General features: G+C 44.8%; 11 protein-coding genes. 6 read left to right on the forward strand and 5 right to left on the reverse strand.

The window, feature by feature from the left end:
• Positions 1–103 precede the first annotated feature (103 nt).
• From NK638_RS01820 to dnaA, 5 genes are all read right to left on the reverse strand, one after another.
• A complete protein-coding gene (locus NK638_RS01820) occupies positions 104–712 on the reverse strand; it encodes a manganese efflux pump MntP (RefSeq protein ID WP_274631701.1) in 609 nt (202 codons plus the stop codon).
• A gap of 128 nt (positions 713–840) precedes the next feature.
• Entirely contained in the window at positions 841–3,447 is a 2,607-nt protein-coding gene (gyrB, locus tag NK638_RS01825; protein ID WP_274631702.1) for a DNA topoisomerase (ATP-hydrolyzing) subunit B, read from the reverse strand.
• Positions 3,448–4,021: 574 nt separating this feature from the next.
• Positions 4,022–5,251, reverse strand: coding sequence for a DNA replication/repair protein RecF (gene recF, locus NK638_RS01830; protein WP_274631703.1), 1,230 nt, complete (start codon positions 5,249–5,251; stop codon positions 4,022–4,024).
• Between the two features lie 194 nt (positions 5,252–5,445).
• Complete coding sequence (gene dnaN / locus NK638_RS01835; RefSeq protein ID WP_075101301.1) at positions 5,446–6,621, reverse strand: DNA polymerase III subunit beta; 1,176 nt, start codon at positions 6,619–6,621, stop codon at positions 5,446–5,448.
• Between the two features lie 446 nt (positions 6,622–7,067).
• Positions 7,068–8,513: a chromosomal replication initiator protein DnaA gene (dnaA, locus tag NK638_RS01840; RefSeq protein ID WP_274631704.1), complete on the reverse strand. Its 1,446-nt coding sequence runs from the start codon at positions 8,511–8,513 to the stop codon at positions 7,068–7,070.
• A 618-nt stretch (positions 8,514–9,131) separates the two neighbouring features.
• Between dnaA and rpmH the strand changes: the two genes are divergently transcribed.
• The 6 genes from rpmH (at position 9,132) to nrdR (ending at position 14,280) form a co-directional block, all read left to right on the forward strand.
• A complete protein-coding gene (gene rpmH / locus NK638_RS01845) occupies positions 9,132–9,266 on the forward strand; it encodes a 50S ribosomal protein L34 (protein WP_007394757.1) in 135 nt (44 codons plus the stop codon).
• A gap of 199 nt (positions 9,267–9,465) precedes the next feature.
• Positions 9,466–9,837, forward strand: coding sequence for a ribonuclease P protein component (gene rnpA / locus NK638_RS01850; protein WP_274631705.1), 372 nt, complete (start codon positions 9,466–9,468; stop codon positions 9,835–9,837).
• A gap of 1 nt (position 9,838) precedes the next feature.
• Positions 9,839–10,204 (forward strand): membrane protein insertion efficiency factor YidD, encoded by a 366-nt coding sequence (gene yidD, locus NK638_RS01855; protein ID WP_274631706.1) that lies wholly within the window; start codon positions 9,839–9,841, stop codon positions 10,202–10,204.
• Positions 10,205–10,419: 215 nt separating this feature from the next.
• Complete coding sequence (gene yidC, locus NK638_RS01860) at positions 10,420–12,075, forward strand: membrane protein insertase YidC (RefSeq protein ID WP_274631707.1); 1,656 nt, start codon at positions 10,420–10,422, stop codon at positions 12,073–12,075.
• A 175-nt stretch (positions 12,076–12,250) separates the two neighbouring features.
• Complete coding sequence (gene mnmE / locus NK638_RS01865) at positions 12,251–13,708, forward strand: tRNA uridine-5-carboxymethylaminomethyl(34) synthesis GTPase MnmE (RefSeq protein ID WP_446739795.1); 1,458 nt, start codon at positions 12,251–12,253, stop codon at positions 13,706–13,708.
• A 113-nt stretch (positions 13,709–13,821) separates the two neighbouring features.
• Positions 13,822–14,280: a transcriptional regulator NrdR gene (nrdR, locus tag NK638_RS01870; protein ID WP_058369796.1), complete on the forward strand. Its 459-nt coding sequence runs from the start codon at positions 13,822–13,824 to the stop codon at positions 14,278–14,280.
• Positions 14,281–14,300 lie beyond the last annotated feature (20 nt).

Genomic DNA, 14,300 nt, shown 5'->3' on the forward strand with positions numbered 1-14,300 from the left:
GCGTAGTGCTAGCGTTTCACGTGAAACAAAAACCCACTTTGGATATCAAAGCGGGTTTTTTAATCCATTTAGATGACTATATAGATTGAATTGAGGGCATACCCTAGCCAACAAACATGACCTTTAAACCAATGAGGATAAGTACAAAGCCGCCGAGCGCTTCTGCTTTATCTTCAAGATACGTACCTGATTTTTTGCCCAAGTAGATGCCGATAGCGCTAAAAACAGCTGTGACAATCGCAATGATTACACACGCTAGCCACGCATTGAGCGCCAACAGGTTAAGTGTAAAACCAGCGGCCATCGCATCGATACTGGTGGCAATGGCGAGGGTAAACATGGTGCGATGACTGATGTTTTTCTTTCGGCTATCGTTTATAGCAGCCGCTTCATTATTTACTCTCAGCCCCTTATCTACGGTCTCTTCTTCATCGGCAATAAACACCTCATAAAGCATCTTACCACCAAGGCCGATAAGAATAAATCCACCGATCCAAGGCGCAGCAGCAGCCAACCAACCTAAGAGTGCCGCACCTAGCAAATAGCCGATAAGTGGCATCACACCCTGCGCAATACCAAAATATAACGCTGCATAAATAGCCAAAAGCAAGGTATAGCGCGGGCTTTGTTGTTGCGATTTAGCGCCCAGTCCTATCGACACCGCAAACGCATCCATCGCTAGCGCAATAGCGAGTAACAGTACTTCGATCATCTGATGTCCATCAATTATAATTGCCAGCTTATGATAATTTACTTACGAAAGTTTCACGTGAAACAAACTTATTATTAAAAAAATACCGCCTTGGAAACCAAAGCGGTATTTTGTATAAACGCTAAACCTTAGATATCAAGGTTAGAGACCGTTAATGCGTTTTCTTCGATAAACACGCGGCGCGGCTCGACATGATCACCCATTAAACAAGTGAACATATGATCGGCAGCGATAGCATCTTCGATGGTAACGCGTAGCATACGGCGATTCTCTGGGTCCATCGTCGTGTCCCAAAGCTGATCAGCATTCATCTCACCTAGACCTTTGTAGCGCTGGATAGCTAGGCCGCGGCGCGCATCGAGCATCATTTGCTGCCATAGGTAATCAAAATCGCGGATAGGAATATCCTTGGTGGTGCCACTACCCACTTCACGGCGAATAAAGGCGCTATCTTCTAACAGAGTATTCCACTCCGCTGATAAACGCAGCAGCTTACTATACTCACCCGAGTTGATAAAGCTAGCATCGAGCAAGTAATGATGCGCCAGCTGATGCACATACACCGTGATACGCGGTAGCCACTGGGCCTTGGTCGATAAGGAATCGCTATCAGCCGCCTCACTCTCATCAGCAGTCAATGCGGGGGTCATACCCAGCAGATCAGCGGCAGCAGCGTCCATATTTTCTGATTGCGGCTCATGGATATTGACCAGTTCAATCTCAGGGCTTAGCTCATCACCGAATTGATTCAGCTGAGTTTGTAACTGCGCCTGCCACTCCTGCATCGCTGACTTATCATACGTCATATCCGTATTTAGCTTGGGCGTGTGCGTCAAAGCATCCAAAATCACGGCAGGGAAACGTATCTGCAAACGAGCTTTTATCAGCTGCGTTTGGTTATAGTCGTTAAGTAGTGCCTCAAGCGCTTGACCAGTAATCGCTGGCGCATCTTCAGAGACGTGCAGCTTGGTATTATCAATCGTTGAGGACAATAGATAAGCTTTTAGTGCTTCATCGTCTTTTAGATACAGCTCTTGACGACCTTTTTTGACTTTATACAATGGCGGCTGTGCGATATAAATATAACCACGCTCAATCAGCTCCGGCGTTTGACGGAAGAAAAAGGTCAGCAGTAGCGTACGAATATGTGAGCCATCGACGTCAGCATCAGTCATAATGATGATTTTGTGATAGCGAACTTTATCCGGATCATATTCATCAGGTCCGATACCACAGCCAAGCGCGGTGATTAAGTTACCGACCTCAGCTGACGATAGCATCTTGTCAAAACGCGCGCGCTCGACGTTCAATATTTTACCTTTAAGCGGCAAGATAGCCTGAGTTTTACGGCTACGACCTTGCTTTGCCGATCCGCCCGCAGAGTCACCCTCCACGATGTAAAGCTCTGATAGTGATGGATCTTTTTCTTGGCAGTCTGCCAATTTACCAGGTAGACCTGCGATATCTAACGTAGTCTTGCGGCGCGTCATCTCACGTGCCTTGCGGGCAGCATCACGAGCTCTAGCGGCATCGATAATCTTATTGGCAATCGCTTTAGCCGCACTTGGGTTTTCAAGCAAATAATCATTAAACTTATCGTGCATCGCCGATTCGACTGCTGACTTGACTTCGCTCGATACCAGCTTGTCTTTGGTCTGGCTAGAGAATTTCGGATCAGGCACCTTCACTGAGACAATCGCACTTAACCCTTCTCGTGCATCATCACCGCTGACGGCGACTTTTTCTTTCTTAAACAGATTTTCGCGGTCCATATAACTGTTTAGACCACGCGTGAGCGCTGAGCGAAACCCTGATAAGTGCGTACCGCCATCGCGCTGCGGGATGTTATTGGTGAAACAAAACACCTTTTCGTTATAGGTATCCGTCCATTGCAGCGCCACTTCTACCGCGATACCGTCATCTTGCTCACTGGTAAAATGAAAGACCTCATTGATGCCTTCTTTGCCTGCGTTGATATAGCTGACAAACTCAGACAGGCCGCCTTTGTGCTCAAACTCATGACGCTTGTCGATACGCTCATCAGTCAAGACGATACGCACGCCTGAGTTAAGAAAAGACAGCTCGCGTAAGCGTTTGGCTAAGATATCATAATCAAAAACAGTACCAGTAAACACATCACTACTGGGATAAAAGCGGATTTGAGTCCCTGTCTTATCCGTAGCTTCCATCTGCTGGATTTCACTGTCCGGCACACCATCAGTATAAGTTTGGCTGTAATGATAGCCTTCACGCCAGATATTCATCTCAAGCTTTTTTGATAAAGCGTTGACGACTGAAACGCCGACACCATGCAAGCCGCCCGAGACTTTATAGCTGTTGTCATCGAACTTACCACCAGCGTGTAGTACCGTCATGATCACCTGCGCCGCCGACACGCCTTCTTCTGGGTGGATGTCGACAGGCACGCCGCGCCCGTTGTCCATGATACTAACCGACTCATCTTCATGAATGATAATATCAATCTGATCACAGTGACCGGCGAGCGCCTCATCGATAGAGTTATCCACCACCTCAAAGACCATATGGTGCAAGCCTGTGCCATCATCGGTATCGCCAATATACATGCCTGGACGCACGCGCACCGCCTCTAGGCCGCGAAGTACACGAATATCTTTGGAGCTATAGTCTGAAGTCACTCCTTCCGCTGTAGCAGTCGTTGAGGCAACGCTGCCGACTGTCAGTTGCTCGTGGTCGTTAGGTAATGAATCACTCATGTGCATTCCTTAATCTAGCCATCATCAGCCGTTTGCCATTGACCCATCACTACGATGAAGCCGCATGACATCATGTCAAATCCAATCTGGAGAGTTAACACCAGTAGCGCTATGTCGTGAGCCAAAGTACGAGTCGCCAGTACCTTATAAAAGCTTTCTTAATTTAAGCCAAGCTTAAAAACCATATTTTATTTTCTTGCTATTAACTTCTGCTCTTTTATGTCTTATCAAAGCTAAAGAAGTAAATAAAACATGTTTATTATCATAAACTTAAAGACAGTTAAAAACTTAAAAACCACTGCGTGACGCTACAAAACAACTTGCTGAGAACAGGACAAAAATAAAGCCATATTTTAGCATTTTTTTGCTTCTAAGTCACTGTTTACTGGTCGTTTTATTGCTTTGGACAGTCATACTAGGATGGACGGTATTTTAATAAAACCTATGGTGTATCCTCATTTCAAAATGATCATAAAAGTGAGATAAAGTGCCGGTAAGTATGAGAATCAAATCAGAAAATAACGCAGATGATATAGTTAAGCTCATTACGGCTGCTTGACAAGATTGAGCGCTCTTAGAAAGGCAAAACCTGCCCTTGTTTCACATGAAACACCATAGGGTTTGACCATAAACCGTTGACCATAGGCGTGATATCAGCGGTCAGGCTGCTCATAAACACCTGACAAGGTAGTTTGGCTAACGTGGATAATAATATCTCTATCGCTCTCTCATCTAGCTCGGCGGTGATATCATCAAGTAGTACCACTGGTGTGGCGGTGAGCACTCTTTCGTTTTCATTGGTACTTGCTTGTGTCGTGGCATCTGTCTGCAACAATAAAGGCAACTGTGATAAACGTAGCGCGGTGATGAGCAGCTTTTTTTCGCCGCGAGACAAGACATTTGCCGCTTGCTCTTTTAGTATCGGTAAGGTGTCAGCAACTACCTGCTTGCTGCCCGAGCCAGCAGGTAGCTGGTCAGGTGGCATGGTATCATTGGTTGCTACGGTGTCATTAGAGCGCCAATGGACATGAATATCAGCGCGATGATTGCCTATACGGGTATAGCCCAACTGCAAGTCTTGCTCTAAGCGCTCACCAAGTTGCACCTCTAGCGCCACATCAGTATCGTAACCTGCATGGTAGCTTAGACTCAGCTGCTCGGCGTAACTCGGCAACAGCTGAGCGATGCTATCGGCAAAGTAAGGTTGCCACTTTGTAAACACGTGCTGACGATAATGGTGAATAAGCGCGGCATGATTGCCAAGCCCTTTATCCCAAGACCTCAACTCAGCAAGCTGTACGTGCGTTAAATGCTTACTTTTTTTTAATAAACTATTGCGCTGTTTTAGCAGGCGCTGATAGGCCAGCCACTGCGGGTGGAATCCTTGTTTCATGTGAAACACTAGCCAGTCTAACAACTGGCGACGACTGGCGCTGCCCTGCTCTAGCATATCCATACTAGAAGGATCGATTAATAGTGTCGGTAGTTGCTCAGTCAAGATGCTTTGATTATAGACGGTGCTTTGATTGAGCCGCAGCAGTGTTGTGGCATCGGCTTGCTTTTGGATCGCCAATGTATTGCCATCGCTCAAGCGCGCATGAACAGTGGCAGTGTGTTGATGATGCTGAATGTAACGTTTAGGCTGATGATGGCGAAAGCTTTTGCCTCTGGACAACAAAAATATGGCTTCAAGCAACGAGGTTTTGCCGCTGCCATTGGCACCAATCATCACATTACAGGCGGCAGTATGCAAATTGACCTGCGTAAGATTACGCAAATTTGAGATTTGTAGACGTTCAATCATGATAGCGACAGCCGCCTATTAAAAACGCTTAATTTAGCAGATAAACGTTTGGTAAAGAAGGGTTTGAGAATTGATTTGAGTCGAAAGTTTAGAGTTTACTAAGGCCTGTTTTTGATCTAAATTGGCAAAAAACAGCCTTAGTAATACTGTTAAAATCACGTACACTTTTTTTTAGTGTAGATAAACCGCGAACACTAAATACGCATTGGCATAATCACATACTGATGAAACTCATCACCTAGCTGATTGACCAACACCGAGGCATTGGATTGACTCATATGCATTTGTACATCGCCTTGGATGACGCCCAATACGTCTTGTAAATACGCGGCATTAAACGACAGCTCCATCGGCTCACCTTGATATTTCGCCTGAATCACCTCGACCGCTTCGTCTTGCTCAGCGTTGTTAGCGCGTACTTCGACCATACCGTCGGTAGCAAAATTAAAAACCACACCGCGAGATTTTTCATTACTCAAAATTGCCACACGGCGCAGTACTTCTGTCATTTTTTCTTGATTAAACAGCGCCAACTTATCCGTATTGCTCGGCATGACTCGGCGGTAATCAGGAAACTTACCATCGATCAGGCGCGCAGTAAAAGTCACTACCAGATCATCACTGACCTGCCCTGCACTATCCACCTCACCAAATGGCAAGCTGACTTGCAAAAACTCACGGCCAAAGCTTAGGGTGACAGGATTGTCTTTATCACCCAGCATTTTACCCAGCTCAGAGGCCAAGCGCTCAAGCTCAATGACCGCTTTACGAGGCAAAATAGCTTGCATATTTAGGTCGCTGCTAACATCGATCACACTACGCGCCAATGCCAATCTGTGCCCATCGGTGGCCACCGTGGTCAGCTGCTGCTGAGAGACATCGAACAACATACCAGTCAGATAGTAACGCACATCTTGGATAGCCATCGCAAACTGAGTCTTGTGAATCAGATCCGTCAGACGGCTACGACTGATGATAAGCGGCGTGATGTTCTCTGGATTGCCTAGACTTGGATAGTCTTCACTTGGCAAGGTGCCCAAAGTAAAACGGCTCTTGCCGCTGGTCAGCAAACAGCGCTCGTTTTCTTGCGTGGTCAAATTGATCTGAGCTTGAGCTGGCAGCGATTTACAAATATCTTTTAACTTAGTGGCAGGTAACGTGGTCGTCCCTGCAGCAACACAAGCACCGGCAGGCAATTTCAACGTCGATGTCAGCTCGACCTCTAGGTCAGACGCCGTCAAGATCAGCTGCGACTCAGATAGCTGCAACTTAATATTGCCTAAAATGACCATATTGTGGCGCTTATCAGCAGCTTTGGCGATCAAATTAATAGCTTTTAGTAACGACTCTCGATTAATCGATAATTGCATGCTTAGTTACTCTTATTTAAAGGATTCTTTTTTTTACAAAAATAAACTACAGTCAGTTCGAAATAAAATCGATACGCTCATATGAACGTCAACTGGTACAAACTTTCCTTGCTTGCTGTGTCTACGCTGACAGATGCTGGGCAAAATTATACCAGCTGCACTGTATCGCTTTTACAGTGAATCGACTATACAAATAGTGGCTTAATCATACCCTGTCTACTGACGATAATCTATAAAGTATACGCCTGCCTAGACATTGATAGAATTAAACTATTTTAGGGACTGTCCTACTGGTATCCATTTTTCTTGCGTTCTGTACCGAAGCAGACAGAGGCTGCACAAAATAAATACCAGTAGCCTATGACATAAAATATGCCAATGTTATGTCGGTTTGACTATAGTATAAACCATATCATGGCGCTAAAACATAGTAAGACTGAGAGCTGCTAACCTGCTTGTAACATAAGGGCTAGCGTCTTGTAATCCTTATCAAACGCTGGGTCTGCTGCACGCAGCTCATTGACCTTATCACAAGCATGCATCACTGTCGTATGGTCACGGCCGCCAAACGACTGACCAATCTCTGGAAAACTATCACCCGTCAGCTCACGTGACAAAGCCATGGCCACCTGCCTCGGTCTTGCGATACTGCGGGTACGCTTGCGCCCCATGATGTCTTTTACTGTCACATCATAATATTCAGCGACGATTTTGCGGATGTTGTCCATATTGACTGCTTGTACACGCATGGCAACGATATCTTTTAGGGCATATTGCACCATCTCTAGTGTGATTTGCGCGCCAGTTAAGTTGGCATTGGCAAATACTTGGTTTAGGGCGCCCTCTAAACGCCTAACATTAGAGACGACGTTTTGCGCGATAAACAGCGCACATTCTTTAGGCAACGTCATCCCATAAGAAGCCGCTTTTTTCTGCAAAATCTGTACACGTGTATCAATCTCAGGTGGATCAACAGCCACCGTCAGCCCCCAAGAAAAGCGCGACCTAAAGCGCTCATCAAACTCTGTCATCTGTGAGGGGTGTCTATCAGATGCCAAAATCAGCTGTTTATCTCCACTTGTGAAGTCAGCAAATAACGTCAAAAACTCATTACTACTTTTTGTCTTTCCAGCCAATACATGAATATCATCTACAATCAACAAATCTACTTTTTTTATTTTTTTCTTAAAATCTTCTATTTTATTATTTCTTAATGAATAAACTAATTGATTAATAAATTTTTCGGAAGTGAAATAATAAAAACTTTGATTATTTTTTAAATAGCGATGTGCAACGGAATGCATCAAATGCGTTTTTCCCAACCCAGAAGGCCCGTATATAAATAAAGGATTGTGCCGGTTTTTTGATTGGCGCTTACCAAGCTCATAACAGGCTTTGTAAGCCAAATTGTTAGACTTACCAGTGACAAAGGTCTCAAAGGTGAAGTCAGGGTTGAGATAGCTAAGCGATTTTGCATCAGCAGAGCCAATTAATTCTGCCTGACGCGTATTGGTATCGATGTCAGCCTTTGCCATATGATGATGCGCGGTCTGAAAATTTTGGTCAGTAAGGGTAGGGGAGGGGATATCCTCTACAAACAGAGAGCCTGACTGCGCTTGTGGATTATCTTCTACCTGACGACCAGCATTGTCTACACGCACCACCACTTCTTCGATACTGCCTTGGCTGTGCTTAGCTACCAGCTGCTGAATATCTTGTAAATGATTTTTTTTGATGTAAGTTACAAAATAATCATTGGGCGCAAGAATAATTAAACTACTGGCTTCTTGATGCGCTGACAGTGGCCGTAACCACATGGTAAATACGTTGTCCTTGACGCTGTAACGCAAGTCATTTAGGCACTTATCCCAAATAGTGGCTGTATCTATCATGAAACCCATCACCTCGTTAATATCAAATTCCTAGCAAACTGACACCAGAGGCAAGCCTTTCGCTACTACCAGCATCGATATTTTTGCTCGCTTTTGATAATCAAATAAAAAGACAGCCACATGCTGTCTCTTGTCCGCCAAACAAGGTGATAATCTACCACAAATCACCTGTGGATAACATCCTCTATTTTGGGGATAAGACTGTGGATACTTTTGGGGATAAGTAAAAACACTCAGTTATCCATAATCAATACACAAGTTATCCACAACATTACCCATAGCACAAATAACTGATATAAAAGATAAATCACAAGTTAACCACAGAAAAAACCGTCCCCAATAACAACAATATCTATATATATTAATAATTAATTATTATGGAGTTGGCAGAAAACTGTGGATAACTAAACGATTTTGAGATCATTGAATACCTGGTTGGATGACAGTTACTATTAGATAAATTATGTTTAAGTATCTAAATTATTTGAGACGCACAGAGGTCTTTATCGGATTCAATGATAATGTCATAAAGAAAATTAGTTTATTGACCAAAATAATAGGGAATGGTATAATCCTCCGCTATTACGAATTTAGTCCCATTATTTTGATAGGTGAGTTATGAAACGTACATTCCAACCAAGCGTGATCAAGCGTAAACGTACTCACGGTTTCCGTGCACGTATGGCAACTAAAAAAGGCCGTCAGGTCTTAGCCCGTCGCCGCGCTAAAGGACGTCATCGCCTTACTGTATAATCAGTAGATAGCGATAAGCATGGCCATATGTGCTTGTTGTGTTTCTATTAATTATAGATTGCGATAGTCAGTCTTCACAACTAACACATCGTCATATATTAAAAGCGCCTATATTGGCGCTTTTTTTGTCTCTATACTTTGCTTTGATATTTACGCTATTATTCTTGCTACCATCGTAAGCTCTAAAACTAGGTTGATTATGCCCCATACTGCTTTAGTGACCCCCAATGCTCGCTTTACCAAAGCGCAGCGCCTGCTCACGCCTACAGCGTTCAAAGAGGTGTTTGATGCGCCAGAGCGTAAACTTCATCAAAGCCATTTGATGGCGTTTGTACGTACTAACACGCATGGAGGTGCACGCGTAGGTATGGCGATCACCAAGCGTAAAGTACCCACGGCCGTGATGCGCAATCTAATCAAACGCCAAATACGTGAGCAGTTTCGTATTAAGTATTCTAATCTAGAAAAAAAAGATATTGTTTTTATAATAAAAAAGCCTTTAAAAGGTATAAGTAGTAAAGATTTAAAAAATCAAATAAACAATATTTTAATAAAAATAGAAAAAAAATAAAATGTATTTTTTAATAAAAATAGTAAATAGTGTTTTTTATAATTTTATTTATTATTTTATTATTTTTTATCAAAAGGTAATAAGCCCTATCATACCGGCGCGTTGTCGTTATTATCCAACGTGCTCTAACTATGGCAAGCAGGCGTTGGCATGGCATGGGGGGGGGTCGGGTAGCTGGCTGCTATTAAAGCGCTTGAGTCGCTGTCATCCTTTGGGCGGACATGGCATTGATTTTGTGCCGTTACCGTTGTCTAGTTATCATTATCAATACTTATCCCCTGTTCGGCATACTGCTCAAGGTTTGTATGTATTTAGAGACACCACAAGCTATGTTTCACGTTTAAATCATCTAATGAGCGTGCTCTGAGCAAATCTGTGCTTGGACTGGCTGAGGATAACGCTTTAGTTACCCACAAGTTATCCACACTCTTGTATCATTTAGAGCGGTTTTTTAGTAAAATAATGAACATTTTATGTGATTGACTACTGATATTGCCGCTCCAAACACGGGTGAATACTGTGCGGTGGTCATGATACATGCCTGATTTTTCATTCCCTAATTTTTCAATCTAGGAAAGATTTATGCAAAAGATATTTCGGGTGATGATCATCATTGCGATGCTAATCACCGCTTATCTGCTGATTTTGGCATGGCGAGATGATTATGCCGATGCGCCAGATGTAGATACGGTGCCAGAAACTATCACCTCAGTGGGTGCTGACATCCCGTCTACCACTGGTGCAGCAGGTGACATTCCAGTACAGACGATGCCTGTAGATGCGAGCGGCGTTCTAATCACAGTCACCACAGATCGCTATGATATAAAAATCAATCCAGAAGGCGGCGATATCGTCTATGCTGCGCTCAAACAGTATGATGCGACGCTCGATAGTGATAAGCCTTTTGTGTTATTAGAGAATAATAACAATCGGGTATATGTGGCGCAGTCGGGTCTGATTGGCCAAGATGGTATCGACACCGCAGAGGGTCGCGCGGTTTATAGCCACACTGCCAATAACTATATGATGGAAGCAGGCCAGCAGACGCTATCGGTACCGCTCACTTACAAAAAAGATGGCGTAACGATCACTAAGACCTTTACCTTTACCCAAGATAAATATCCGATCGATATCAGTTATCAAATCCAAAACGCTTCTAACAATGCGTGGCAAGGGCAAATGTTTGCGCAGCTCAAGCGTGATGACAGCAAAGATCCTGGTATGTCTGATAAAGGCGCGCTCAGCATGGCGACTTATCTAGGCGGTGCTTGGGGTACGCCTGACGACCCTTATAATAAGCTAAAGTTTGGTAAGTTCAACGACGGTGAGCTGAATACTACCAGTGACAAAGGCTGGGTGGGTATCGTGCAGCATTACTTTGTTTCTGCTTGGACGCCTGGCAACTTCACGGGTAAGTTCTTTAGCCGCGAGACAGGTAACGACTACTTTATCGGCTTTAATAGCCAGCCTGTCAATGTCGCGCCAAACAAGCAAGTGACGCTCAATGCAACCTTGTACGCAGGACCAAAGGTACAGTCTGAGCTTAAAGAAGTCGCCGTAGGGCTCAATCAGACCGTTGATTATGGGTTATTGTGGCCAATATCTAAGATTTTATTTGCGATTCTTGATGGCATTCATAAAGTCATTGGCAACTGGGGTTGGTCCATTATTGTTCTGACGATTTTGGTGAAGATCGCTCTTATGTGGTTTTCGAATAAAAGTTACTATTCGATGGCGAAGATGCGTGCTATCGCCCCAAGACTGCAGGCACTAAAAGAAGAGTACGGCGACGATCGCATGAAAATGTCGCAAGAGATGATGGCAATATATAAAGAAGAAAAAGTCAATCCGATGGCGGGTTGTTTGCCTATCTTGCTGCAAATGCCGATTTTCTTAGCCTTGTACTGGGTATTGGTTGAGAGTGTGGAGCTGCGTCACGCGCCTTGGATTTTGTGGATTCAAGATCTCTCGGCGATGGATCCTTGGTTTATTTTACCATTGCTGATGGGTGCATCGATGTTTGTACAGCAACAGCTAAACCCGCAGCCAGCTGATCCGATGCAAGCGAAGGTAATGAAGTTTTTACCAATTATCTTTACCGCATTTATGCTGTTCTTCCCAGCAGGTTTGGTGCTTTATTGGACGGTGAACAACTTGTTTAGTATGACGCAGCAATATATCGTCAACAGAAAAGTTGAAGAAGAACAAAAACGTCGTACCGCTAAGGTACTTGATTAAATCACTTCACATTTTTAGTTATCATTAAAAACCATCGCAGCGGCGGTGGTTTTTTTATTTGTTAGTATTTTACAATCGCTTTGTCATACACCGGTAAACGCAAGATTTGCTATATTAAGTTTGGCTTTGTCAGTCGCTCTTTAGCCGTCTATAATGGGACTTTTAACTAATGAGAATGATTGTGGATTCTTTTGAGCTGGCGCAAGCCGTACCTGCTACATCTAATACGCCTCATCCATCAGGATTGGCTACGATTGCTGCTATTGCGACGCCGCTTGGGCGCGGCGGTGTCGGCGTGATAAGGTTATCAGGTGCGCGTGCCTATGATATTGCGTGTCAGCTGACGGGCAAGACAGCATTTACACCGCGCATGGCCAGTTTTTGCCGATTTTATCAAGCGGATGGTACCATCGTTGATGAAGGCTTGGTGTTGTACTTCAAAGGCCCGCACTCGTTTACAGGTGAAGATGTGATCGAGCTGCAAGGACATGGTGGCATGATTTTGCAAAATCAGCTGCTCGCCCGCGTATTTGAGTTGGGTGCCAAGCAAGCGGGTGCAGGGGAGTTCTCTTATCGTGCTTTTGATAATGATAAATTGGATCTGGTGCAAGCAGAAGCAATCGCTGATGCCATTGATGCAACCAGTGCCGCTGCTGCCAGTAGTGCCATCCGCTCGCTCAGCGGCGAGTTTTCGCAAACGATCAATCAGCTATTAGAGCAACTTATTCATTTGCGTTTGCACGTCGAGGCTGCTATCGACTTCCCTGATGAAGAGGACGTTGATTTTTTATCGGATGGCGTGATTCAAGACAAGCTTGAGCAAACGCAAGATAAAATCCGGCAAGTGCTGGAAACGGCAAAACAAGGCCAGCTGTTACGCGATGGGATTCATGTGGTGTTGGCAGGGCGGCCTAATGCGGGCAAATCAAGCTTGCTTAATCGTCTGGCAGGGCAAGAGCGAGCCATCGTGACCAATGTGGCAGGCACCACGCGAGATACGCTACAAGAGACCGTCGTCCTTAACGGCCTGACCCTTCACCTCACCGACACTGCAGGTCTGCGCGATACCGACGACACTGTCGAGCGCATCGGAATTGAGCGCGCGCGTACCGCCATCACACAAGCCGATATGCTACTGATGGTCTACGATGTCAGCCGCGACCTTGCAGAAGACAGCACACCGCTACAGCTGGCAGAGCAGCTATTTGGTAAGCTCCCAGAAGCCAAAAAACTACTGATTATCGCCAATAAACGCGACTTACTCACTGATGCCCACGATAAAGCGCAAATGGCGAGCTCACAAAACGAAATTACTCAGCGTGGTTATGAGCAAGTCAATGTTTCATGTGAAACAGGCGCTGGTATCGAGACATTGATCGAGACATTGTGTGCTAAGGTTGGTTTTCATCCACCAGAGAATAGCCTCATCGCCCGTACACGTCATATAGATGCGCTTAGACGGACAGCTGGGCACTTAACAGAAGCGCATGAGCAGCTGACGGTCTTTCAAGCCGGGGAGCTGGTGGCTGAGAGCCTGCGTCAAGCACAACTAAGCCTCGGTGAGATCACCGGAGAGTTTAGTGCTGATGACTTACTAGGTAAGATATTTGGTAGTTTTTGTATTGGCAAATAATGCTACTGATGGGCTATTTAAGTTCGCGTATCAACTTTTAAAATTACGTCAGCCATCAAACTCAGCCTCATAAATGACGCTATGTATTCTTAATATCAAAATAAGGAAACGCTATGCATTGCCCTTACTGTAACGCGTCAGATACCAAAGTGATTGACTCGCGTCTGGCGGCAGAGGGTGCGCAGGTGCGTCGCCGCCGCTCGTGCAATAGCTGCCAAGAGCGCTTTACCACCTTTGAGATGGTGGAGGTTGTGATGCCGCGTATCATCAAATCTAGCGGCAAGATTGAGCCATATGACAACGAAAAGCTGCGCCGCTCTATTTTATTGCCGCTACAAAAGCGCCCCATCACCATTGATGAGCAAGAGGCAATGATTAGCCGAATCGAAAAGCGCGTCAGGCAAATGGGGGAGCGCGAGATTAGTAGTAAGGTGCTGGGCGAGATCATCATGAGTGAGCTAAAGACACTGGACGATGTCGCTTATGTACGCTTTGCCAGTGTCTATCGCGATTTTCAGGATATCGATGCGTTTCATCAAGAGATTGCCAATATTCGCCCCAATGAAAAATAGTCTCTGTCAGTGCCATGGTT

The organism is Psychrobacter sp. A3, from assembly GCF_028823565.1.
GTDB classification, from domain to species: Bacteria; Pseudomonadota; Gammaproteobacteria; order Pseudomonadales; family Moraxellaceae; genus Psychrobacter; species Psychrobacter celer.

Coding starts and splice junctions, on each gene's coding strand:
- NK638_RS01820 (WP_274631701.1), bottom strand. CDS start 712: ATGATCGAAGTACTGTTACTCGCTATTGCGCTAGCGATGGATGCGTTT.
- gyrB (WP_274631702.1), bottom strand. CDS start 3,447: ATGAGTGATTCATTACCTAACGACCACGAGCAACTGACAGTCGGCAGC.
- recF (WP_274631703.1), bottom strand. CDS start 5,251: ATGATTGAACGTCTACAAATCTCAAATTTGCGTAATCTTACGCAGGTC.
- dnaN (WP_075101301.1), bottom strand. CDS start 6,621: ATGCAATTATCGATTAATCGAGAGTCGTTACTAAAAGCTATTAATTTG.
- dnaA (WP_274631704.1), bottom strand. CDS start 8,513: ATGATAGATACAGCCACTATTTGGGATAAGTGCCTAAATGACTTGCGT.
- rpmH (WP_007394757.1), top strand. CDS start 9,132: ATGAAACGTACATTCCAACCAAGCGTGATCAAGCGTAAACGTACTCAC.
- rnpA (WP_274631705.1), top strand. CDS start 9,466: ATGCCCCATACTGCTTTAGTGACCCCCAATGCTCGCTTTACCAAAGCG.
- yidD (WP_274631706.1), top strand. CDS start 9,839: ATGTATTTTTTAATAAAAATAGTAAATAGTGTTTTTTATAATTTTATT.
- yidC (WP_274631707.1), top strand. CDS start 10,420: ATGCAAAAGATATTTCGGGTGATGATCATCATTGCGATGCTAATCACC.
- mnmE (WP_446739795.1), top strand. CDS start 12,251: ATGATTGTGGATTCTTTTGAGCTGGCGCAAGCCGTACCTGCTACATCT.
- nrdR (WP_058369796.1), top strand. CDS start 13,822: ATGCATTGCCCTTACTGTAACGCGTCAGATACCAAAGTGATTGACTCG.